General features: G+C 61.0%; 20 protein-coding genes. 9 read left to right on the top strand and 11 right to left on the bottom strand.

Annotated features, from left to right (window positions below; translation table 11 throughout):
* Positions 1–39: 39 nt before the first annotated feature.
* The 6 genes from ASD03_RS24415 to ASD03_RS24390 form a co-directional block, all read right to left on the bottom strand.
* A complete protein-coding gene (locus ASD03_RS24415) occupies positions 40–1,941 on the bottom strand; it encodes a nitric oxide reductase activation protein NorD (protein WP_057217016.1) in 1,902 nt (633 codons plus the stop codon).
* Positions 1,942–1,951: 10 nt separating this feature from the next.
* Complete coding sequence (locus ASD03_RS24410) at positions 1,952–2,764, bottom strand: CbbQ/NirQ/NorQ/GpvN family protein (protein WP_025430208.1); 813 nt, start codon at positions 2,762–2,764, stop codon at positions 1,952–1,954.
* A gap of 67 nt (positions 2,765–2,831) precedes the next feature.
* Positions 2,832–4,178 (bottom strand): nitric-oxide reductase large subunit, encoded by a 1,347-nt coding sequence (locus tag ASD03_RS24405; RefSeq protein ID WP_025430209.1) that lies wholly within the window; start codon positions 4,176–4,178, stop codon positions 2,832–2,834.
* A 24-nt stretch (positions 4,179–4,202) separates the two neighbouring features.
* On the bottom strand, positions 4,203–4,655 hold the full coding sequence (locus ASD03_RS24400; RefSeq protein WP_025430210.1) for a cytochrome c: 453 nt from the start codon (positions 4,653–4,655) through the stop codon (positions 4,203–4,205).
* 172 nt (positions 4,656–4,827) lie between these two features.
* A complete protein-coding gene (locus ASD03_RS24395) occupies positions 4,828–5,106 on the bottom strand; it encodes a cytochrome C oxidase subunit IV family protein (protein ID WP_057217014.1) in 279 nt (92 codons plus the stop codon).
* 4 nt (positions 5,107–5,110) lie between these two features.
* Positions 5,111–5,668, bottom strand: a complete 558-nt coding sequence (locus tag ASD03_RS24390) for a cytochrome c oxidase subunit 3 (RefSeq protein ID WP_025430212.1) — start codon at positions 5,666–5,668, stop codon at positions 5,111–5,113.
* 123 nt (positions 5,669–5,791) lie between these two features.
* Here ASD03_RS24390 and ASD03_RS40050 point away from each other — a divergent pair, with 123 nt between their 5' ends.
* The 3 genes from ASD03_RS40050 (at position 5,792) to ASD03_RS24380 (ending at position 7,192) form a co-directional block, all read left to right on the top strand.
* Positions 5,792–5,953 carry a hypothetical protein gene (locus tag ASD03_RS40050; RefSeq protein WP_164474911.1) on the top strand — a complete coding sequence of 54 codons (162 nt, stop codon included), beginning with the start codon at positions 5,792–5,794 and terminating at the stop codon, positions 5,951–5,953.
* A gap of 120 nt (positions 5,954–6,073) precedes the next feature.
* Complete coding sequence (locus ASD03_RS24385) at positions 6,074–6,490, top strand: hemerythrin domain-containing protein (RefSeq protein WP_057217012.1); 417 nt, start codon at positions 6,074–6,076, stop codon at positions 6,488–6,490.
* A gap of 9 nt (positions 6,491–6,499) precedes the next feature.
* Positions 6,500–7,192: an NnrU family protein gene (locus tag ASD03_RS24380; RefSeq protein ID WP_057217010.1), complete on the top strand. Its 693-nt coding sequence runs from the start codon at positions 6,500–6,502 to the stop codon at positions 7,190–7,192.
* Here the strand turns inward: ASD03_RS24380 and ASD03_RS24375 are convergent.
* Positions 7,141–7,767: a UbiX family flavin prenyltransferase gene (locus ASD03_RS24375; protein WP_057217008.1), complete on the bottom strand. Its 627-nt coding sequence runs from the start codon at positions 7,765–7,767 to the stop codon at positions 7,141–7,143. The two genes, ASD03_RS24380 and ASD03_RS24375, sit on opposite strands and share 52 nt — an antisense overlap.
* Positions 7,764–9,275 carry a UbiD family decarboxylase gene (locus tag ASD03_RS24370; RefSeq protein ID WP_057217006.1) on the bottom strand — a complete coding sequence of 504 codons (1,512 nt, stop codon included), beginning with the start codon at positions 9,273–9,275 and terminating at the stop codon, positions 7,764–7,766. The genes ASD03_RS24375 and ASD03_RS24370 overlap by 4 nt, the downstream gene beginning before the upstream one ends.
* A gap of 113 nt (positions 9,276–9,388) precedes the next feature.
* Here ASD03_RS24370 and ASD03_RS24365 point away from each other — a divergent pair, with 113 nt between their 5' ends.
* The 3 genes from ASD03_RS24365 to ASD03_RS24355 are packed head-to-tail and all read left to right on the top strand — an operon-like array spanning position 9,389 to position 11,791.
* Positions 9,389–9,895 (top strand): SCP2 sterol-binding domain-containing protein, encoded by a 507-nt coding sequence (locus ASD03_RS24365; RefSeq protein ID WP_057217004.1) that lies wholly within the window; start codon positions 9,389–9,391, stop codon positions 9,893–9,895.
* Positions 9,886–10,863, top strand: coding sequence for a peptidase U32 family protein (locus ASD03_RS24360; RefSeq protein ID WP_057217002.1), 978 nt, complete (start codon positions 9,886–9,888; stop codon positions 10,861–10,863). The genes ASD03_RS24365 and ASD03_RS24360 overlap by 10 nt, the downstream gene beginning before the upstream one ends.
* 4 nt (positions 10,864–10,867) lie before the next feature.
* The gene (locus ASD03_RS24355) at positions 10,868–11,791 is read left to right on the top strand and encodes a U32 family peptidase (protein WP_057216999.1); all 924 of its coding nucleotides are present in this window, start codon (positions 10,868–10,870) and stop codon (positions 11,789–11,791) included.
* Between the two features lie 245 nt (positions 11,792–12,036).
* Here ASD03_RS24355 and ASD03_RS24350 read toward each other — a convergent pair whose 3' ends face one another.
* The 3 genes from ASD03_RS24350 to ASD03_RS24330 all read right to left on the bottom strand — a co-directional run bounded on the left by ASD03_RS24350 (position 12,037) and on the right by ASD03_RS24330 (position 16,463).
* Positions 12,037–12,222 (bottom strand): twin-arginine translocase TatA/TatE family subunit, encoded by a 186-nt coding sequence (locus tag ASD03_RS24350; protein ID WP_025430220.1) that lies wholly within the window; start codon positions 12,220–12,222, stop codon positions 12,037–12,039.
* A 368-nt stretch (positions 12,223–12,590) separates the two neighbouring features.
* Entirely contained in the window at positions 12,591–14,024 is a 1,434-nt protein-coding gene (locus ASD03_RS24345; RefSeq protein WP_057216997.1) for a family 16 glycosylhydrolase, read from the bottom strand.
* 1,050 nt (positions 14,025–15,074) lie between these two features.
* Positions 15,075–16,463: an FAD-binding oxidoreductase gene (locus ASD03_RS24330; RefSeq protein ID WP_057216991.1), complete on the bottom strand. Its 1,389-nt coding sequence runs from the start codon at positions 16,461–16,463 to the stop codon at positions 15,075–15,077.
* 88 nt (positions 16,464–16,551) lie between these two features.
* Between ASD03_RS24330 and ASD03_RS24325 the strand changes: the two genes are divergently transcribed.
* The 3 genes from ASD03_RS24325 to ASD03_RS24315 all read left to right on the top strand — a co-directional run bounded on the left by ASD03_RS24325 (position 16,552) and on the right by ASD03_RS24315 (position 19,525).
* Entirely contained in the window at positions 16,552–17,583 is a 1,032-nt protein-coding gene (locus tag ASD03_RS24325) for a helix-turn-helix domain-containing protein (RefSeq protein WP_057207207.1), read from the top strand.
* A 153-nt stretch (positions 17,584–17,736) separates the two neighbouring features.
* Positions 17,737–18,669 carry a LysR family transcriptional regulator gene (locus ASD03_RS24320; protein WP_057207206.1) on the top strand — a complete coding sequence of 311 codons (933 nt, stop codon included), beginning with the start codon at positions 17,737–17,739 and terminating at the stop codon, positions 18,667–18,669.
* Positions 18,670–18,811: 142 nt separating this feature from the next.
* Positions 18,812–19,525 (top strand): SDR family oxidoreductase, encoded by a 714-nt coding sequence (locus ASD03_RS24315; protein WP_057207205.1) that lies wholly within the window; start codon positions 18,812–18,814, stop codon positions 19,523–19,525.
* The last annotated feature ends 5 nt before the right edge of the window (positions 19,526–19,530 follow it).

The raw sequence follows: 19,530 nt of genomic DNA, 5'->3' as shown, positions 1-19,530 counted from the left end.
CGGTCGAGACCGGGCCTTTTCGTGTTGTACCTGACCGTTCTATCCCGCCAGGCTTCGGTAGATCGCCGGCAATGCCGCCGGCAGCCGGGTGATATTGCCGACCAGCGCATAACCGTTCTGGCCGAACATGGCAGGCACATAGGACCTCGCCTCGCGGTCGACGGTGACGGCAAAAGCGCTGATGCCGCTGCGGCGCGCTTCCATCACCGCCCTGCGGCTGTCCTCCAGCGCGAAGCGTCCCTCATAGTGATCGACGTCGTTCGGCTTGCCGTCGGTCAGGACCAAAAGCAGCTTCTTGCGGTTGGGCTGCCTCTGGAGCTCTGATGTGGCATGGCGGATAGCCGCACCGATGCGGGTGTAATATCCCGGCTTCAATGCGGCGATACGGGATTCGACCAGCGGGCCCATCGGCTCGTCGAAAGCTTTGACGCTTTCCACTTTCACCCAGTCGCGCCGCCGCGAGGTGAAAGTGAGGATCGAATGATTGTCGCCGCAGGCCGAAAGGCCATGGGCGAGAATGAGCAGCGCCTCCTTTTCGACGTCCAGCACCCGGCGATTGTCGGACCAGGCATCGGTTGAAAGCGAGACGTCGACCAGGATGGTGACGGCGAGGTCGTGAACCTGCGGGCGGCTCATCAGATGGATGCGATCGCTCCCCTGCCCGCCGGCCGCCAGATCGGTGCGAGCCCGCACCACGGCATCGAGATCGAGATCGGCGCCGTCGATCTGCGCGCGCAGGATCTCGTTGCGCGGACGCAGCACTTCGAACTGGCGCCGTACCCGCCGGATCAGGCTCCTGGTTTCCGGTGTGAGTTCAGCCCGGTCCTCCATGCCCGAGGCTGGGCTGGCCAGCACCCGGCAATGGTCTTTCAGATAGCTCGACGTCCTGTAGTTCCATTCGGGATAGGTCAGTTCTGATGTCAGCGGTGTCGGGTCGACGGCTTCCGGCGGCAGGTCGAGATCAAAGCGGAAACGCGCAGACGGGCGGCCCTTCCGCTCGCCGAGCGTCATCTCGTCAAGATCCTGTGCGGCCTTGTTGTCGTGTTCGTCGCTGTCGTCGGACGGCCGGTCGACATTGACCATCTCGGCCATCGCCAGAATTTTTTCGAAGCGGTTGAGGATGAAGGGGCTACGATCGCCCTTGCGGTTCTCCGGGTTTTCCCTGACGGCCACGTGCCGTTCGGTCTCGGCGATCTGGCTGGAGGCGGCACCTGTTGCCGCCACATCGTCATCGCGTTCGGTAATGGTCTCGGGTCGCAGCAAGGTATCGGGCCACAGCGGCACCGGCAGCAGCGGCAAATATCCCGGCGGCGCGCGATGCGGGAAGATTACCGGCAAAGTCGTATCCGGCTGTCCGGCCGCCTTGCGCAACAGCCGCAGGACACGGTTTTCGACATGCTGCTCTACCGACGGGAGTGAACCGCGCTGGCGCTCGACGAGAACGGCTTCAGCCAGGCGGCAGTATTTATGGCGCATGCCCGGAAATCGCTGAAAGACCTCCGCCACGGTTTCCTGCGCCCGCGACAGATACGTAAGGTCGGCCTGTAACGGGTCGGCCTCATCACGCGGGGCAAGCGGCATGGTCGCCATATAGGCGACCAGCCAGAGATAGAGGTCAATGTTGAGTTTCCGGTCGGGAAAGATGTCGATCTCGCCCGGCAGCATCAACGAGGCGTGATCCCGGCCAGGCTGAACGAGCTTTTCCTCGCCGAGACCCATTTTCTGTCGCCACTTCAGACGGTGGCCAGAGGTGCGGCCGCGTGCGGGAACGATCTGGACCGCGGTCTCGCCGCCGTGTCCCCGAAAGCTGATCGCCAGCATCGGCATCATGTCGGCCAGTTTGACAGCCTGTTCGGGATAACGTCGCCAGGTGCCGGTGTTGCCAATGAACCGGTGCCAGGCGCGCCCGACGGTTTCTTCGAGTTCTAGGAAATCCAGCATGGGCCTGTCCTCAGGCGATCAAGGAGGCGGCGACTTCGAGAAGGGCTGCCCGCACGTCCGGCTCGTCGGTCAGCGGCTCGATCATCGCAGCGCGCACCGCGTCCCTGATCGGCATTCCGGCATCGATCAGGCAGGCGCAATAGACAAGCAGCCGCGTCGAGACGCCCTCCTCGAGATCATGCCCTTTGAGTGCGCGCAGGCGCTGAGCGAGGTTGACGAGTGGCGCGACCTGGCTTGCGGCCAGTCCGCTCTCGCGCGAGACCACTTCGATCTCCTGGTTGCGTGGCAGGAAATCGAACTCGATCGCGACGAAGCGCTGTCGGGTGCTCGGCTTCAGGCTCTTGAGCAGGTTCTGGTAGCCGGGATTGTAGGAGACGACCAGCATGAACGCTGAAGGCGCTTCGAGCAGCTCGCCGGTCCGCTCCAGCGGCAACATGCGGCGGTCGTCTGTCAGCGGATGCAGCACGACGGTGACATCCTTGCGTGCCTCGACGATCTCGTCGAGGTAGCAGATCCCGCCTTCACGCACGGCGCGCGTCAGGGGGCCATCGACCCAGATCGTATCTCCGCCCTTCAACAGGTAGCGTCCGGTCAGATCCGCTGCGGCCAGATCGTCATGGCAGGAGACGGTGGAAAGCGGCAGGCCGAGCTTTGCTGCCATATGGCTGACGAAACGCGTCTTGCCGCAACCGGTCGGCCCCTTGAGCAGAAGCGGCAATTGCCGGACCCAGGCATTCTCGAACAGCGCGCATTCATTGCCGGAGGGGCTATAGGCCGGAATGTCGATCGATACCGGTACCAGGCTTGGTTGAACAATGCTCATGGCATGACTCCGTAAAAAAGGAGGAAGGAGATTGGCCGGTCCGGGTAACCCGGACCGGCACGTTCATTCATTCTGCGGGCTGCATCGATGCGCTCAGCGTCTTGCTGCGTTCCCGGCCGGGGACGAGGATTGCCCAGACGAACATCAGTGCCGAGATCAGCACGAAGACGCCGGAGCCAAGGCGGATCCAGTAGAACAGCGCGAGCTGGTCCTGGACGTCCATGTAGCTTTCACCGAGCACGCGCTGCAGATGGGCCTGCAGCACACCGGCGAAGGTGAGCGCGAAGGTCATCACGGACATGGCCGTGCACATGATCCAGAAGCTGACCATCGAAAGCATCTGGTTATAGGGCGCCCGCCCGCGGATTTCGGGGATCGCATAGGCCATGACCGCAAGGTTGAGCATGACATAGGCACCGAAGAAGGCGAGGTGCCCGTGAGCGGCGGTCACCTGTGTGCCGTGGGTGTAGTAGTTCACCGACGACAGCGTGTGCAGGAAGCCCCAGACGCCGGCGCCGAAGAAGGCCATCACCGAGCAGCCGATCGACCACAGCAGCGCTGCCCTGTTCGGATGCTTGCGACCGGCCTTCCAGGTCATCACGAAGGTGAAGATCACCATGGTGAAGAACGGTGCGACCTCGAGCGTCGAGAACAGCGAACCGATCCACTGCCAGTAGCCCGGCGCGCCGATCCAGTAGTAGTGGTGGCCAGTGCCGAGGATGCCTGAAAACAGTGCCAGGCCGACGATGACATAGAGCCACTTTTCGACGACTTCCCGGTCGATGCCGTTGAGCTTGATCATCAGGAAGGCGAGCACCGAAGCCATGATCAGTTCCCAGACGCCTTCGACCCAGAGATGAACCACGTACCACCAGTACATCTTGTCGAGCGCGAGATTGATCGGATTGTAGAAGGCAAAGAGGAAGAAGATCGCCACACCCCAGAGCCCGAAGATCAGGATGTTGGTGACGGTCGTCTTGCGGCCCTTAAGGACCGTCAGCGTGATGTTATAGAGGAACATCAGAGCGACGATGACGATGCCGACCTTGATCGCGAAGGGTTGTTCGAGAAACTCTCGGCCTTCGTGGATGTGCAGGAGATAGCCGACGACGGCAATCGCAGCCGCGATCAGGAAGATCCAGAACTGCGCGATTGCGATCTTCGTGCTGTAAAGCTCGGTCTCCGCCTCTTCCGGCAGGAGATAATAGGTGGCCCCCATGAAGCCCATCAGCAGCCAGACGATGAGCGCGTTGGTGTGCACCATGCGAACGATGTTGAAAGGCAACAGTTCGGACAAGGTATTGGGAAGGACGTAGATGGTGCCGGCAAGGACGCCGAACAGCACCTGGGCGAGGAACAGGCCGATTGCTCCGTAGAAGTAGAGCATTGCGACCTTCTGGGTCTGGTATTTCATGATTTCACACTCCAATCGCAACGCTTAGCCGGCCTCGTTCGGCGGCCAGTTCTGGGTCTTGATGCGGCTCGTCCACTCCAGGAAATCGGCGAGGTCGTTGAGTTCCTGTTCGGTCAGGTTGAACTGCGGCATCTGGCGGCGCCCTTCGATGCCGCTCGGCTGGGCCGCCATCCAGGCCTTCATCGTCTCGCGCGCACCTTCCGGATCGGTCTCGCCGCCCCAGCGTTTCCAGACATTGCCGAGCTCGGGCGCGAAATAGGCGCCTTCACCGAGAAGCGTGTGGCAGTTGATACAGGCGTTCTTTTCCCAGACGTGCTTGCCGCGGGCGACGGCGTCCGTCAGGGTCGACTCATCGGTCGAAACAGTCCGCATGTAGTAGTGACTGTGGGCGGTAAGCCCGACAAAGATTGCAAAAAAGAAAAAGGACCCGCCGTAAAAGACGTTTCGGGCCCCGGTCTTGGTGAGGCGTTCTGCCATCACGTCATCCTTTCGACTTCGGCCGGCCGCAAACACCGTGGCCGGCTTATCTGATCCCCTCCCCGCTTGGCGCCGCGACGTGCGGCACCGACGAACTGTCGGGGCGCGACCCATGTCTAGGGATTTCCGAAGGGCCTTCTTTGCGTTTTGGCAAACAAGACAGAGAGTGGTTTCAAGCGGATAGCACCACGTCCATCGCAAGCTTGGCCAGGGCCAGAAGCGCAAGCATCATCGGCCAGGCCAAGAGGCCAAACCGCAGGCCAGCCGGCGCCTGACCAAGGCCCATGAAATCGAGGGCAACAAGCCGGCATTTGATCACCGCCAGCACCAGCAGGGCCGCGATCACGAAAGCCGTGCCGCCGCAAATCGTCATGATGGCCATGCCCGAAAGCACGATCGCGATCAGCACGGCAAAGGTATTGCGAAGTCGGCGCGCATTGTGATGGGTCATGGCGTCACGCGAGATAGATGATCGGGAACATCACGATCCAGACAAGGTCGATGACGTGCCAGAGCGTGGTGATCAGAGCGATGTTTCCCGGGCTTGGGCGCCAGGCGACCAACAGCAGAATCACGCTGCCGAAGGCGACATGCAGCAGGTGGAAGCCAGTGATGAGGAAATAGAGCTCGAAGAAGGCGCCGAACTTCGGCAACCCGGCGACGGCGACTTCGGTCGAATATTCGAACAGCTTGATGGCCACGAAGGCGAAACCGAAGAGCGCGGCAAGAACGAGCGCGCGCCGGCGCGTCGGCGTCGAAGCTGCCGGACGCGTCGCCAGAGCCGCCTGCCAGCCGCTGGTCAGAAGAACGAGCGTATTGATACCTGCGAGCAACGGGTTGAGATGTGAACGGGCGGCGGCAAACGCGTCCGCCTGGATGACACCGACCACGAGAAAACCTACGAGCAGGATGCCGAAGGCGGCCAACTCGCTCCACACCAGCACCCAAAGCAGAAGGTCATCCGCGGATGCGTTCTCGTCTGCGTCTTGAACCGGGAGTGCCCGTCCGTCCATGCGCCAACTCCTTTGCCGGAACCGGCCGACACCTAGGCAGGCGGGGATGACCTGTCTTTGCGATTACGCAAAGAGGCCTGGCAACTGGGCTGATAGCAGCAGGATCATTCCAGGAGTTTTTCGATGACAGATGCTCAAATCGGCCTTTCCGTCGCAACCCCGATCATTGTCGGGTTCGCCATCCTTCTCTATCGCATGGGGGTCCTGCAGCGTGCGGCAACGCTGTCGGCTATCCTGTTTTCCGTCGCGATCGCCGTCGTGCTCTTCCTCGACCCGTCGCAATAGCCATGTCGCGGATGTCTCCTCACCAGGCGGTCACCATCCAGTTTGCGAAATGTCAAAGATCGCCCTTTCGATTGCGCCTAGACGTTTGAGGGATGACAAATCTCGCTGACGGAGCTGCCCATGCCCGGACGGACTGCCTTGGAAGAAGGCTATCAGAGCCTACTCGGATTGTGTGATCGCCTCGAGGCGATTGCCGACTCCCTGCCGCGCCGCCTCGATGCGGCCGCTTGCAGCGAGATTGCAGAGAAGTTGCCATCGACGCTGCTGGCCGTGCACAGGCTTGAGGATCAGATCCTGTTTCCAGCCATCATGGCGGCAAGAAGCCCCAACGACGGACAGAGGCTGATCGAGCGTTTGCGCGACGAGCACCGGCATGACGGAAAACTGGCCGAGCAAGTCGCCCGCGTCCTCCATGAACTGCTTCACGCGCGCTGCCCGCACAGCTGGGAGGCGATCGGCTACATGCTGCGCGCCTTTTTCGAAACCGTCCGGCGCCATATCGCGACAGAACGTTTGCTCCTCACTGAGAGGATCTGAGGCCCAGTGATGTCCAATTTTCTCGCGGCATTCGCAGTTTTCCTTGCCCTTCATATGGTACCGGCATTGCCGACGCTGCGTCAGCGGCTGATCACACTATTGGGGCGGCGGACCTATTTCACCGTCTATTCGCTGCTGTCGATCGTCGCACTCATCTGGGTTTTTCAGGCAGCGCTTGCGCTCGATTTTATCCCGCTCTGGGAGCCGGCCCCTTGGCAGGCGTGGACGACATTCGTCCTTGCGCCACTCGGGCTCTTCCTCGTTCTCGCCGGCCTGTTCAGTGAGAACCCGTTGTCGATCTCCATTTACCAGAGCAACGATCGGAAGGGAGCGATCGTCAGCGTCACACGTCACCCGGTGCTTTGTGGCTTCCTTCTGTGGGCTCTTGGCCATGTCGTCGCCAATGGCGATCTGCGCTCCCTAGTGCTCTTCGGCGGCTTCGCGCTGTTTGCGCTCGGCGGTTTCCTCATGGTGGAAAAGCGTGCGCGCCGCCGCCTGGCGGACAATTGGTCGATTGCCCAGCAAGGCACCTCGATTTGGCCCTTTGGCGCGATATTGAAAGGTCAGGCGCGCCTGCGCCTCGATCCGGTGATGATCCTGTCAGCCTTCGCGACCGCGGCGATCACGTTCTGGCTGCTCGCCGGTGGCCACTACGTTATGTTCGGGGCAGATCCGCTGTTGCAGGCGTTGCCTTTCGACTGAACCTCTCCCTGCCATGCCCTTGCAAGCGGGCCGATCGGCAGCGCGAGAAGATCGATCGCCCTTGCGGCGAGATGATCGATGATTGCCTCGACGCTATCAGGCCGATGGTAGAACGCCGGCACCGGCGGCATGACGATCGCTCCCATTTCTGTCACCGCACACATGTTGCGCAAGTGGCCGAGATGCAGCGGCGTTTCGCGCGCCATCAGCACGAGACGACGGCGTTCCTTCAGGTGCACGTCCGCGGCGCGAACGATGAGATTGTCGGCAAGCCCGTTGGCGATCGCGGCAAGCGTGCGCATCGAACAGGGCGCGACGATCATGCCGGCGGTCGGAAACGACCCGCTGGCGATCGCAGCGCCGATGTCGTCATGCTCATAGGTCCGGTCCGCCTTCTCCAGCAACCGCAACAGCGCATGTCCGCCAACCTCATGGGCAAGTGTGCGATGGGCCGACGGCGATAGCACCAGATGCATCTCCACCTCCTCGATCTGTGCAAGCCGCTCGGCAATGCGCAACGGAATGGCAGCGCCCGACGCACCGGTGATGCCAACGACAATTCGGTGCCTGCTCATGATGCTTTCCTTTCAAGCCCAAGATCGGCCCAGATGGCATCCACCTGGCGGACGACATCCGGCGTCATGTCGAGCACTCGCCCCCATTCCCGATCGGTCTCGGAACCGATCTTGGTGGTGGCATCCAGCCCGAGCTTGCCGCCGAGACCGGAGCGCGGCGACGCAAAATCGAGATAGTCGATCGGGGTGTCGGCAATGATGGTGACATCGCGGCTGGCATCGAAGCGGGTCGCCAGCGCCCACATGACGTCGGGCCAGTGGCGGACATTGATATCCGGATCGACCGCGATGATCAGCTTGGTGTAGCTGAACTGCGGCAGCATCGACCACAGACCCATCATCAGGCGTTTCGCCTGTCCAGGATAACGCTTGTCGATCGCGACCACCATGGCGCGATACGAACAGGCTTCCGGCGGCAGCCAGAGATCGGTGATCTCGGGGAACTGCTTCTTGGCGAGCGGAATGAACAATGTGTTCATCGCCTCTCCGAGCCGCGAAGGCTCGTCTGGCGGGCGGCCGGTGTAGGTGGAGAGGTAATAGGGGGCACGGCGCGTGGTGATGGCAGAAAGCGTCATGACCGGAAACGGCTCGACCGAATTGTAGTAGCCGGTATGGTCACCATAGGGGCCCTCGTCGGCGGTCTCGGTTGCCGACACCGTTCCCTCAAGCACGATCTCGGCATTTGCCGGCACGGCCAGCGGCACCGATGTGGCGGCGACTAATTGCGTTCGGCTGCGCCGCAGCAATCCGGCAAAGTTGAGCTCGCTCAGCCCCTCCGGCAGCGGCATGACCGAAGCGAGGATCGTCGCAGGATCGGCGCCGATTGCTACGGCAACCGGCATGTCGCGCCCCTGGCGCTGCCACAGGCGATGGTGTCGCGCGCCGCCGCGATGGGCAAGCCAGCGCAGGATCACTCGATCCCGGCCAAGCACCTGCATACGATAGATGCCGACATTGACATCACGCGGATCGTCCGGTGCGCGGGTGATCACCAGTGGCCAGGTGATCAGCGGTGCGGGTTCGCCCGGCCAGCACCATTGGATCGGCAATCGAGCAAGGTCGATGTCCGTACCGCGCCAGACGATGTCTTGGCACGGTGCTGATGTCACATGTTTCGGCCGCATGAAGAGCGCCGAGCGCAACAGCGGCAGCCGGTCCCAGGCGTCGCGCAGCGACCCCGGCGCCCGCGGGTCCCGCAGCTCTGCCAGGTCTCGCGCAAGCGCGGTCAGTCCGCCGTTCTGCAGGCCGAAACCACGTTCGATCCGACGCTCGGTGCCAAAGAGATTGGCCAAGAGCGGGATGTTGTGGATGCGTCCAGACGCATCGACCGGCCGCTCGAAGAGCAAAGCCGGGCCATGATCCGCCAGAATGCGCCGGTGGATCTCCGTCACCTCGTGCACCAGCGACACGGGACGGGAGATACGCTTCAGCTCCCCCTCACGCTCCAGTGCGCAGGCAAAATCCTGAAGCGAGACGAAACCCTTGGCGGGACGGAAGCTCTTGTTCATACCGCCTCTTACGGGCGGCAAATGCCCGATGTCTTTGACGTGGGACAAACAGCGGCGGCGACGCGCCGACTAGCATGCGGCCATTCTTTGCTCCGTTTTCATGCAGGCAGCCCATGACCTTACCCTTTGCGATGACCGCGCCGTTGCGGATCGTGCCAATCCCCCTCTTAGAACACGCCGCGCGGCTCGTCTTTGCCCAGGTCGTCGAGCAGCATCCGGATCTTTTTGACCGGCTCGGGGAGCACGCCGACAAACGCTATGCGTTCATCCCGACGGACCTTCCGGTAAGCTTTCTGGTCGAGCCGGCCGCCCGGCGCATCTCTGTTCACCGCGCTGCCCATCTGCCGGCCGCTGACGCCTGCATGGGCGGCAAGTTCGTGCTGCTTCTGGCGTTGCTCGAGGGCCAGATCGACGGCGATGCCGTGTTCTTTTCCAGAAGCCTGACGATAACGGGCGACATGGAAGCCATGTTGGCGCTGCGCAACGCGCTCGACGACTGCAATATCGACCTGCCCGCAGATATCGCCCGCATGAGCGGACCGTTCGCGCCCTTGGTTCGGCGCGCGGCATCTGAGATCAGGACACGCGCATTGTCAGGGGAGGCAGCCAGATGGAGCTGATCTGTCCGGCAGGCACGCCGGCTGCCTTTCGCGAGGCCGTCGATGCCGGTGCCGATGCGGTCTATTGCGGTTTTCGCGACGAGACCAATGCACGCAACTTTCCCGGCCTGAACTTTTCGCGCGACGAGCTGAAGACGGCGATCGCCTATGCGCGCCGGCACAAGGTGATGACCTTCGTTGCCATCAACACCTTCATGCGGGCTGGCCACGAAAAGCTCTGGCATGACGCCGTCGACGATGCCGTGCGTCTGGGGGCCGATGCCGTGATCCTCGCCGACTTCGGATTGATGGCCTACACCGCCGAGCGCCACCCTCAGCAGCGGCTACACGTCTCGGTCCAGGCTTCCGCCTCGAACGCCGATGCCGTCAAATTCCTGGTCGAAACCTTCGGAGCGAAGCGCGTCGTGCTTCCGCGTATTCTGACCATTCCGGATATTGCCCGCCTTGCACGGCAGATCAGCTGCGAGATCGAGGTCTTTGTTTTCGGCGGGCTTTGCGTCATGGCGGAGGGGCGCTGCTCGCTTTCGTCCTACGCCACCGGAAAATCGCCCAACATGAACGGCGTCTGCTCTCCGGCAAGCCACGTTCGTTACCGCGAAGATGGCAGCGAACTGGTGTCGGAGCTGGGGGACTACACCATCAACCGCTTTCCGGCCGGCGAGGCTGCCGGCTATCCCACGCTCTGCAAGGGACGTTTCGACATCGCCGAGGAGCGTGGTTACGCCTTCGAGGATCCGGTTTCTCTCGACGTCATGGACCACATCGACGCCCTGCGCGATGCCGGTGTTGGAGCACTGAAGATCGAGGGACGTCAGCGCGGCAAGGCCTATGTCGCCGAGGTGGTTTCCATCATGCGCCGTGCCGTCGCTGCCGATGCGGCCGAAAGGCCCGCCTTGTTGTCACGACTTAGGCGGCTCAGCGAAGGACAGAAGACGACGTCGGGCGCCTATGAAAAGCGGTGGAGGTAACGACATGTCCGCAACAACCCACCCCTCGCTCAGCCTTGGTCCGGTGCTCTATCTCTGGGATGGACCCAAATGGCGCGACTTCTATTTCCGTATAGCCGACGAAGCCCCGGTTGATCATGTCACCCTCGGCGAGGCGGTCTGCTCGAAGCGCCTGCATTTCATCGAGCCGCATGTCGCGGAAGTAATCGAACGGCTGGAAGGCGCCGGCAAGAAGGTTAGCCTTGCCTCGCTTGCTCTCGTCACCCTGGAGCGCGAGAGCCAACTCGTGCGCGGTCTGGTGCGCGACAGCATCCACCCGATCGAGGCCAACGATTTGTCTGCGCTCGGGCTCCTTGCCGGCAAACCGCATTCGGTCGGGCCTTTGATCAATGTTTACAACGGTGCTACGGCCCGGCTGCTGGCAACACGCGGCGCGACCAGCATTTGTTTGCCGCCGGAGTTGCCCATGGCGTCGGTCAGCGACATCGTTCGCGATGCGCCTGATGTCGCGTTCGAAATCTTCGGCTTTGGCCGCGTGCCGCTCGCAATCTCGGCGCGCTGTGCTCACGCCCGCTCCAAAGGCCTGGTGAAGGACAATTGTCAGTTCATCTGCGGCGAAGACAGCGACGGCCTCATTGTCGAGACGCTCGATCGCCAGCCGTTCCTCACGCTCAATGGGGTCCAGACCCTGTCGCACACCTGCCAGAGCCTGTTGCAGGAGCTTGCCGAACTGGCGGCCGTCGGCGTCAGCCGAATCCGGCTGTCGCCGCAGGACTGCGACATGGTGACGGTCGCCCGTATCTATGAGGACGTTGCAACCGGGCGGATCTCGGCCACAGAGGGGCTCGAACGGCTGGCTATCGCCTATCCCGGCGTGCCGTTGTCGAACGGCTTTCACCATGGCCGATCCGGCGCGTCGTGGATCTCAGCCCCGACCGCCTCACCCTAGGGAGACGCGCATTGGCAGATGCGTTGATCCACGCGGCCATGGTGCCGACACACGATGCCAACATCGCTGACTTCGTCGGCAGCATCCGCGTCTGATCGATCACGCCACGCTCGTTTGAATTTGCCGGAAGAAAATCGATCAATTGCTCCAGCAGGTCGTGAGGCTTCCCCCCGACCGACTGCCTGAGCGAGCCGGTTGACGATCGGCATGCTCAGGCTGATTGGTCGTGGGCTCGGCGCGACCGATTACTCTCCCGATCCCGTTTCTATCCGCTTCTCGGCGGGCGCTGCGGTCTCGTCGCTCAAGCCGTTCTTGAAGCTGCGAATGCCCTTGGCGACGTCGCCCATCAACTCCGGGATCTTGCCGCGCCCGAACAACAGCAACACGACTGCCAGCACGATCACCCAATGCCAGACACTAAAAGATCCCATATCGTTGTTTCCCTGATCCAATGAACCGTTACAATGCCGCGCGGCGATGGCGCCGCTGGCGACAATCGGGAAGCTAGCGGGCCATGAGGCACCAGTCTTTGTCAGGGCGCAAACATTCAAAGCGCGCGGCGCTCGTTCACCCGTCAGTCCGATCTGGTGTTCATTGGCGCTAAACCGCTACCAGAGATTGCCGGCCCGGTGGGCATCCTTGTGTCGCCGACGGCGCATCCCGACGAGAAGCGAGCCAAGGCACTGCGCGCAATCGCCGGACTGTTCGACGCGGGGCAACTTCGGACGGATGTCGGCACTGTCCAACCGCTCAAGGAGGCGCGGGCTGAGCATTGGTCGGCGCGCGCCCAAGTGAAGAATCAGGATAACCAGTCGTCCATCGGCTGCGCTTCGCCAGTCGCCGACTGCACTTCATCCAGAGCATAGGCATGAATATAGTCGATCTGCATTTCTGCTCCGTCGCCGAAGTCTGCGTTCGGTTCCCCCGCTGCCCCTCCCACCGCCAGATTGACCACCATGTACATGGGGTCGTGCATGTCGGCGGGCGTATCGGCACGCGCCACGGCGACGTCGTCGTAATACCAGACGATTTCATCCTCTTCCCATAGCACGCCGTAGGTGTGAAACCCTTCGGTACTGGCGACCTTGACTGCGGTCGTCTCGCTTGTCTGTTCGCCGGTCTCGTTGCTGTGAACGGTTACGTTGACAATGTTCGGTTGCTGCCCCCGCATCTCGACAACATCGAGTTCGGGGGGCCAGGAGCCATCTGCCGGCAACAGCCAGAACGCCGGCCAAGTGCCGGTTTCGGTCGGCATGTCCGCTCTGATTTCGAAATAGCCGTAGGTCTGCGCAAAGGTCGAGTACGTCGTCAGCATTCCGGACGTGTATTCGTACCCATCGATCACTGATTCCAGTGCATCCGGCGTCGGCTCTGCCTTGATCGTCAGCACGCCATCTTCGACCGAAAACGGATTGATGGCAGCGGTCTCCGCATGGTCAGGATTGATGTACCATTGCAGTTCGCCGTTGCTGGCCAAGGTTCCGCCTTTTTCAGGCGCCCACCAGAACTTTGCATCCCATACGCCCTGATCGCCATCATGAAGGGAGAGGCTGTCAAACTCGTCGGCAAAACTCAGCGCAAGGTTTGAGCGATCGAGACTAAGCTGAAATTGCTCCGGCGCGAGATCGGCCACGCTCGTGTCAGCAAACAGCAAGCTCTCGCCGTCGCCGAGGTTCAGCCTCAAATCCGTGCCTTCCTGTGTCGCAAGGCTGGTGACCTGCTGGAAGCTTGTGAGATCGTAACCATTCAGCCGGACCGTATCGGAACTGTCGAAGTCGGCAATCAGATCGCTGCCGCCACCTCGGCCGACGACGAAGATGTCCGCACCGCTGCCGCCGACCAGAATGTCGTTGCCGCCGCCACCGTCGATCGTCTGGCTACCGGAAGCCCCCGAGATAATATTGTCGGCGTTGTTGCCGAAAGCATGCCGGCCGCTGCCGGTGACCGTCAGGTTCTCGAAATTCTCAGGCAAGGTATAGCTCATCCAGGTGTTGATGGTATCAACACCAGCTCCAGCCGTCTCCATGGCACGGTTGATGCCCGAATAGAGGTAGTAAATGTCGTCACCCTTCCCGCCCGCCATGGTGACATCGACGGAGCCATCGCCCCAGATCGAGTCGTTTGCCTCAGTGCCGTAAAGCACAGGCCCCGATCCCGTCGCAGAGAACCACGCAGTAGATGCTCCACTGTAAAAAAGCGGGGTGCCTACGGCGTTGACGATAGATTTTGGCATGTTCAGCTCCTTCGGTTTCCTCCCGAAGGCAAGCTAACATCGCCCGGCAGAGGGTGGCACCGCCTGCATTTATGGGTTTTTGATGTGAATTGCGGCGCTGGAAAACGCAGGTGATCGGGATGATCTCAACGCTTTGCCGCAGTAAATGACACGACCCAGGTCACATCACTGCAAACAGAATTTTGTCGCGTATTGAAAGGCTTAGAGGGAAATCTTGCCACCATCCTCAGAGATCTTGCATGAACGCGAAGGTGTGTTCCAGCGTGCATGTGTGGATGCTCCCGGTTACGAAAGTAGGCTTCGAAGCATGCTGCCGAAATTGTCCGATTCGGAACCGCGCGTGGCGCCTTGGATGCTCGACAACGGCCACGGCGCCATCCGAATAGCCGCGTCGTAGCACCGGTTCGAGGGTGTGCTGGAGAACGAATTTCCATTCATGACGATCGCAAGCAACATCGTATCGTGCTGCATGTTTTTATCCTTAAATCGCCTTCGATTTAAGGATAAAAACATGCAGCAATTCAAAGTCCTACAGCGATCTTTGCACGTCTAATAAGAACGCGCGGTGGGCGGCCGCGCGTAGACGATCTTGTCGCCTCGCTAAACAGCTGGGCGCGAAACTACCTTGGACGATGAGGCACTTAGACCACTCCGGAAATTCGCTCACCTCGATATGGATACGTTCTGGGCTTCAGTCGAGGAGCGAGCCAATCTGGGACTGCGTCGCAAACCTGCGGCCGCCTGCTTTAAAGCAGCAGAAAACACGTCAGGTGCGATACCATCGGCGCGCAAAACCTGCCTGATAAGCGGATCTCTCAAAACCTCGGATATGGTCATGTCTGTCGCCATCACGTTTCTCCTCCACAGATCCGCGGATGAAATTTACCTCATCGGCGTCAGCTCGAATGTTCCACTGGTAACAGGAGAGAGCGGGACAACGTCGCGATCTAAATGGCGTACCACTCCGGCGTGACGCGCGCTTGGATCCACAGGTCGATCCGCCCCATCGGCAGAGTGCAGCCCTTGCCGACTGCCGCGACCGCTCATTGGTCAAGACAATCGAACGTCCGGCGCAATGTTCTGGTTCAAGTGGAAGATGTTCTCCGGGTCGTAGACGCGTTTGATCTTCTGAAGTCTCGAATAGGTTTCAGCGCCGAGAGCATTGCGAACCAGGTTGTCACCCTCGCCGAGCCCGGGAAAATTCAGGTAGAGGCGACCCGTGGAATGTGGCTGCATGTCCTGCCATGCATTGCGAACCCAACTGATGTTCGCGTCATCATCTGACGGATCGGACCAGATCGCATCAAGGCTCAACATGTAAGGTATGTTGCGATCGCCGAAGGCAGTGGCATCGGAAGCAACGCGCTGCATGGCTCCGCCAAATTTCCAGATCGACGCGTAGGTCATCTCGGAGGGTCGTTTAATCAGGCGCTCGATGATCGCGCCGATGACATCGTCACCAAGGCCCGAAAGGTAGGTCGATTTCCAGTAGCAGCGGTCACGCCCCTTGGGGAACAATCCGTCATAAATGGACTGGAGCTCGCGATAGGGCATCTGACCACTGAAATCGAGCAACGGCTCACCAAGAGCGCGCAACGGCTGCATGACGCGCTCCCCTTTTTCAGCGGGACCGTCATAAACAGTGGCAAGCGTTATCACTCGCCTGCCCCATGTCTGTTCCGGATAGGCCTGATCACTCGGTATGGTGGAGAATTCGGCGAGACCACTGACTTCGTCAGGGGCTGAAGCCATATGGTCGCGCCACTGTGGGATGACGTCGACGGCGTGCTCTTCCGGATAGGCAGGCGCGCAGAACATCACCGGATCGGCGATTTCGTGAAGACGAAGCTCGAAGTTCACGACGATGCCAAAATTCCCGCCGCCGCCCTTTAGCGCCCAAAGCAAGTCGATATTCTCGACTTCGCTGGCGCGGATGAGCCTGCCATCACCGGTGACCACATCGGCAGCAATGAGATTGTCGCAGCTCAGGCCATGGGTGCCGCGCAACCAGCCAATGCCGCCCGAAAGAGTGAGCCCGGCCACGCCTGTCATCGAAATCAGTCCGCCCGGCGTGGCCCGCCGAAAAGGCGTGGTCGCCGCATCGACATCGCCCCATGTCGCCCCGCCTTCGATCAGCACACGGTCGAGCCCAGGCGCGATGTGGACGGCATTCATGGGCGACATATCGATCATCAGACCATCATCGCAAACGGCGTAGCCGGCGACATTGTGCCCGCCGCTGCGAACGGCGATGGTGAGCCGATGCGTCCGCGCATGGTTTACCGCTGCGATGACGTCGGCAGCATTGCGGCATCTGGCAATCAAGGCAGGCCGCCGATCGATCAGCCCGTTCCAAACCACTCGAGCAGCGTCATAAGCCGAAGTTCCGGGCTCGAGCAGCTCGCCACGCAGTACACTGCGGAGCACATCATGGGACATGTCGAGACCTCCTCTTGGCTGAAAGAGCCTAGTCGCGTTCGACGCTTGGTACTAAAGTCGAAAATGCTGGAAGGCGGTCATTTCTGCCATGCTTGATCAGGACAGCCCTATCAATGTAGCACTTCTCGCGGTGCCCGAAGTCACGGCCTCCGCCTTGTTCGGCATGTTCGATCTGTTTTCATCTCCCGGCCGCGACTGGCCGTTCATCGTCAAGGGTGAAGCGGGACAACAGCGCATGCGCCCCTATGTCGTTGCCCGTTCACACAGTGGTTTTCGCGCCGCCAACGGCATTTGGGTCAAACCAGACTTCGCATTCGGCGACTGCCCTCCACCGCAGATCGTGTGCATTCCGGATTTTTTCATCAATCCGGGCGACAGCGTCGCAGGGCTGTATGAGCCTGAAGCAAGATGGCTAAGGCGAACGCATGAGGATGGCGCGTTGCTGGCCAGTGCCTGTTCCGGTGCCGTCCTGCTCGGCGAGGCGGGACTGCTCATCAATTGCGAAGCGACGATCCACTGGGGCTATGTCACGACCCTTTCCAACAATTACCCTGGTGTCAGGGTGCGCCTGGATCGGTCACTGGTCCTGAGTGGTGAGGCGCAGCGCATCGTTATGGCGGGGGGCGGGTCAAGCTGGCAGGATCTCGCTCTCTACCTCATTGCGCGGTTCGTCGGCCTCAAGGAGGCGATGGAAGTGGCCAAGGTCTACATGCTGCAATGGCATGACCTGGGGCAGCAGCCATTTGCGTCACTCATGAGCCTCCGCCAGACGGTCGACGCGGTGATCAACTCCTGCCAAAAGTGGCTCGCGCTGAACTACAAGACCCGCGCGCCCGTCGCCGCAATGGTGGCTCTTTCCGGGCTGTCGGAACGCTCGTTCATCCGCCGCTTCACCAAAGCGACAGGTATGACGCCGCTGGCCTACGCACACGCGCTTCGTATCGAAGAAGCAAAGCAGATGCTGGAAACAACCGACCTGACGATCGAGGCGATCGCCAACGAAACAGGCTATGAGGACGCAAGCTTCTTCAGCCGCCTGTTCCACCGTGAAACGGGCCTGACCGCCGCGCATTATCGCCTCAGATTTGGCTCGCTGCGCCAAGCCTTGAAACATACCTGATTGGAGCCGCGTTTCGGCACAGCCGGCGACGATCGCCGATATCGATCTCGACCGAGAGGAACCGAAGGTGCCTTCGGTTCGCATATTTACCTATTGCCAGTTTCGGGCGAATACTTGCCTGCTGATAGCACTACACCGGAGATCGGCAGAATAATGGATCGCATTGATGCAATGAAAGTGTTCGTGACCGCGATCGACGAGGGCAGCCTCGCAGGTGCTGCCCGTCGGCTGAAGCGCTCCCCGACGGCGGTCAGTCGCGCGCTGAGCTTCCTGGAAGCGCATGTGGGTGCCGAACTGCTGCATCGCACGACCCGCACACTCAAGCTCAGCGAGGCCGGCCAACGCTACGCGACTGCCTGTCGGCGGGTGCTGATCGATCTCGAGGAGGCCGACATGCTCGCCGGCGGTGAGCGTGCGGCTCCGCGTGGAACGCTGACCATTTCCGTGCCGCCGATCATAGGGGACGAGGTTATGCGTCCGATCCTGGATGATTTCCTCGACGTCCACCCGGCTGTTTCTGCCCGGCTGCTGCTGCTCGATCGGTTCGTCAACCTGGTGGACGAAGGCGTCGACATTGCGTTGCGTATTGGCCATCTGGCGGATTCGTCACATATTTCCACGCGATTGGGCGGTGATGTCAGGCGCGTGGTGGTCGCTTCTCCCCGCTATCTCGCCAATCATCCCGTCATCGAGGTGCCAGCCGACCTCACAAAGCACCAGATCATCGCCTTTACCAATTTCGGTCTCGATTCCTGGAACTTCACACCGGCAGAAGACTCGACCATTCCGCGGACGGTTCACTTCACGCCGAGATTGATCGTCAACAGCGTTCGGGCCGCCGCTGCTTCGGCCGTCGCGGGTAGAGGCGTAGCCAGGCTCTATTCCTATCATGTCGCTGAACATGTCAAAGACGGGCGACTGAAGATCGTCCTCGCCGACGCCGAGCACCCACCCCTGCCCGTTCATTTGCTCGCACCCCAGGGGCGCATGTCCGTGCCCAAGGTTCGAGCCTTTGTCGATTTCGCCACGCCACGTCTGCGCTCCGAATTTGCCCGACTGGCTGCAGAAGCAGGTACGCTCCCTTGATTATGCCGATATTCGAATGACTGACGTCCAACTTCTGACCATTCTCCCGATCTCAGGATAGATCTAAATCAATAGCACCAACGCCGAGGGCGTCGGGCGGGCGTCGATCAGACGGTCGCTGCCATTGAGAAAGGATCACATCATGAATACCGAACAGAAGGTCGTCATTATCACCGGCGCGTCACAAGGCATCGGCGCCGCCCTGGTTCGCGCCTACCGTGACCGAAACTTTCGCGTCATAGCCAGTTCCAGGTCGATCGCGGCCACGGCCGACCCGGACATTCTCGCCGTGCCCGGCGACATCAGCAGGCCGGAGACCGCCGAACGGATCGTCCGCGAAGGTATGGAGCGCTTCGGTCGCATCGACTCGCTGGTGAACAACGCCGGCGTGTTTCTTGCCAAGCCGTTCATTGAAATGACCCAGGAAGACTATGATCACAACCTCGGGGTCAATGTCGCCGGATTCTTCCACATTACCCAGCGTGCCGCGGCCGAAATGTTGAAGCAGGGCTCGGGCCACATTGTCAGCATCACCACAAGCCTGGTCAATCAGCCGATCGTCGGCCTGCCTTCAGCGCTTGCTTCCCTGACCAAGGGTGGGCTGAACGCGGTCACCCAGTCGCTTGCCATGGAATTCTCGAAGAGCGGGGTTCGCGTCAACGCGGTATCTCCAGGGGTTATCAAGACCCCCATGCACGCGCCCGAGACACACGCGGCCCTCTCTGCGCTGCATCCGGTTGGCCGGATGGGCGAAATCCGCGATATCGTCGACGCCGTACTCTATCTGGAGAACGCGAGCTTCGTCACCGGCGAGATCCTCCATGTCGATGGCGGCCAGAACGCCGGGCGCTGGTAACCTCA

This window comes from Ensifer sp. Root127 (assembly GCF_001425225.1).
GTDB lineage: Bacteria > Pseudomonadota > Alphaproteobacteria > Rhizobiales > Rhizobiaceae > Ensifer > Ensifer canadensis.
This window is presented reverse-complemented; position numbering and strand designations above follow the sequence as displayed.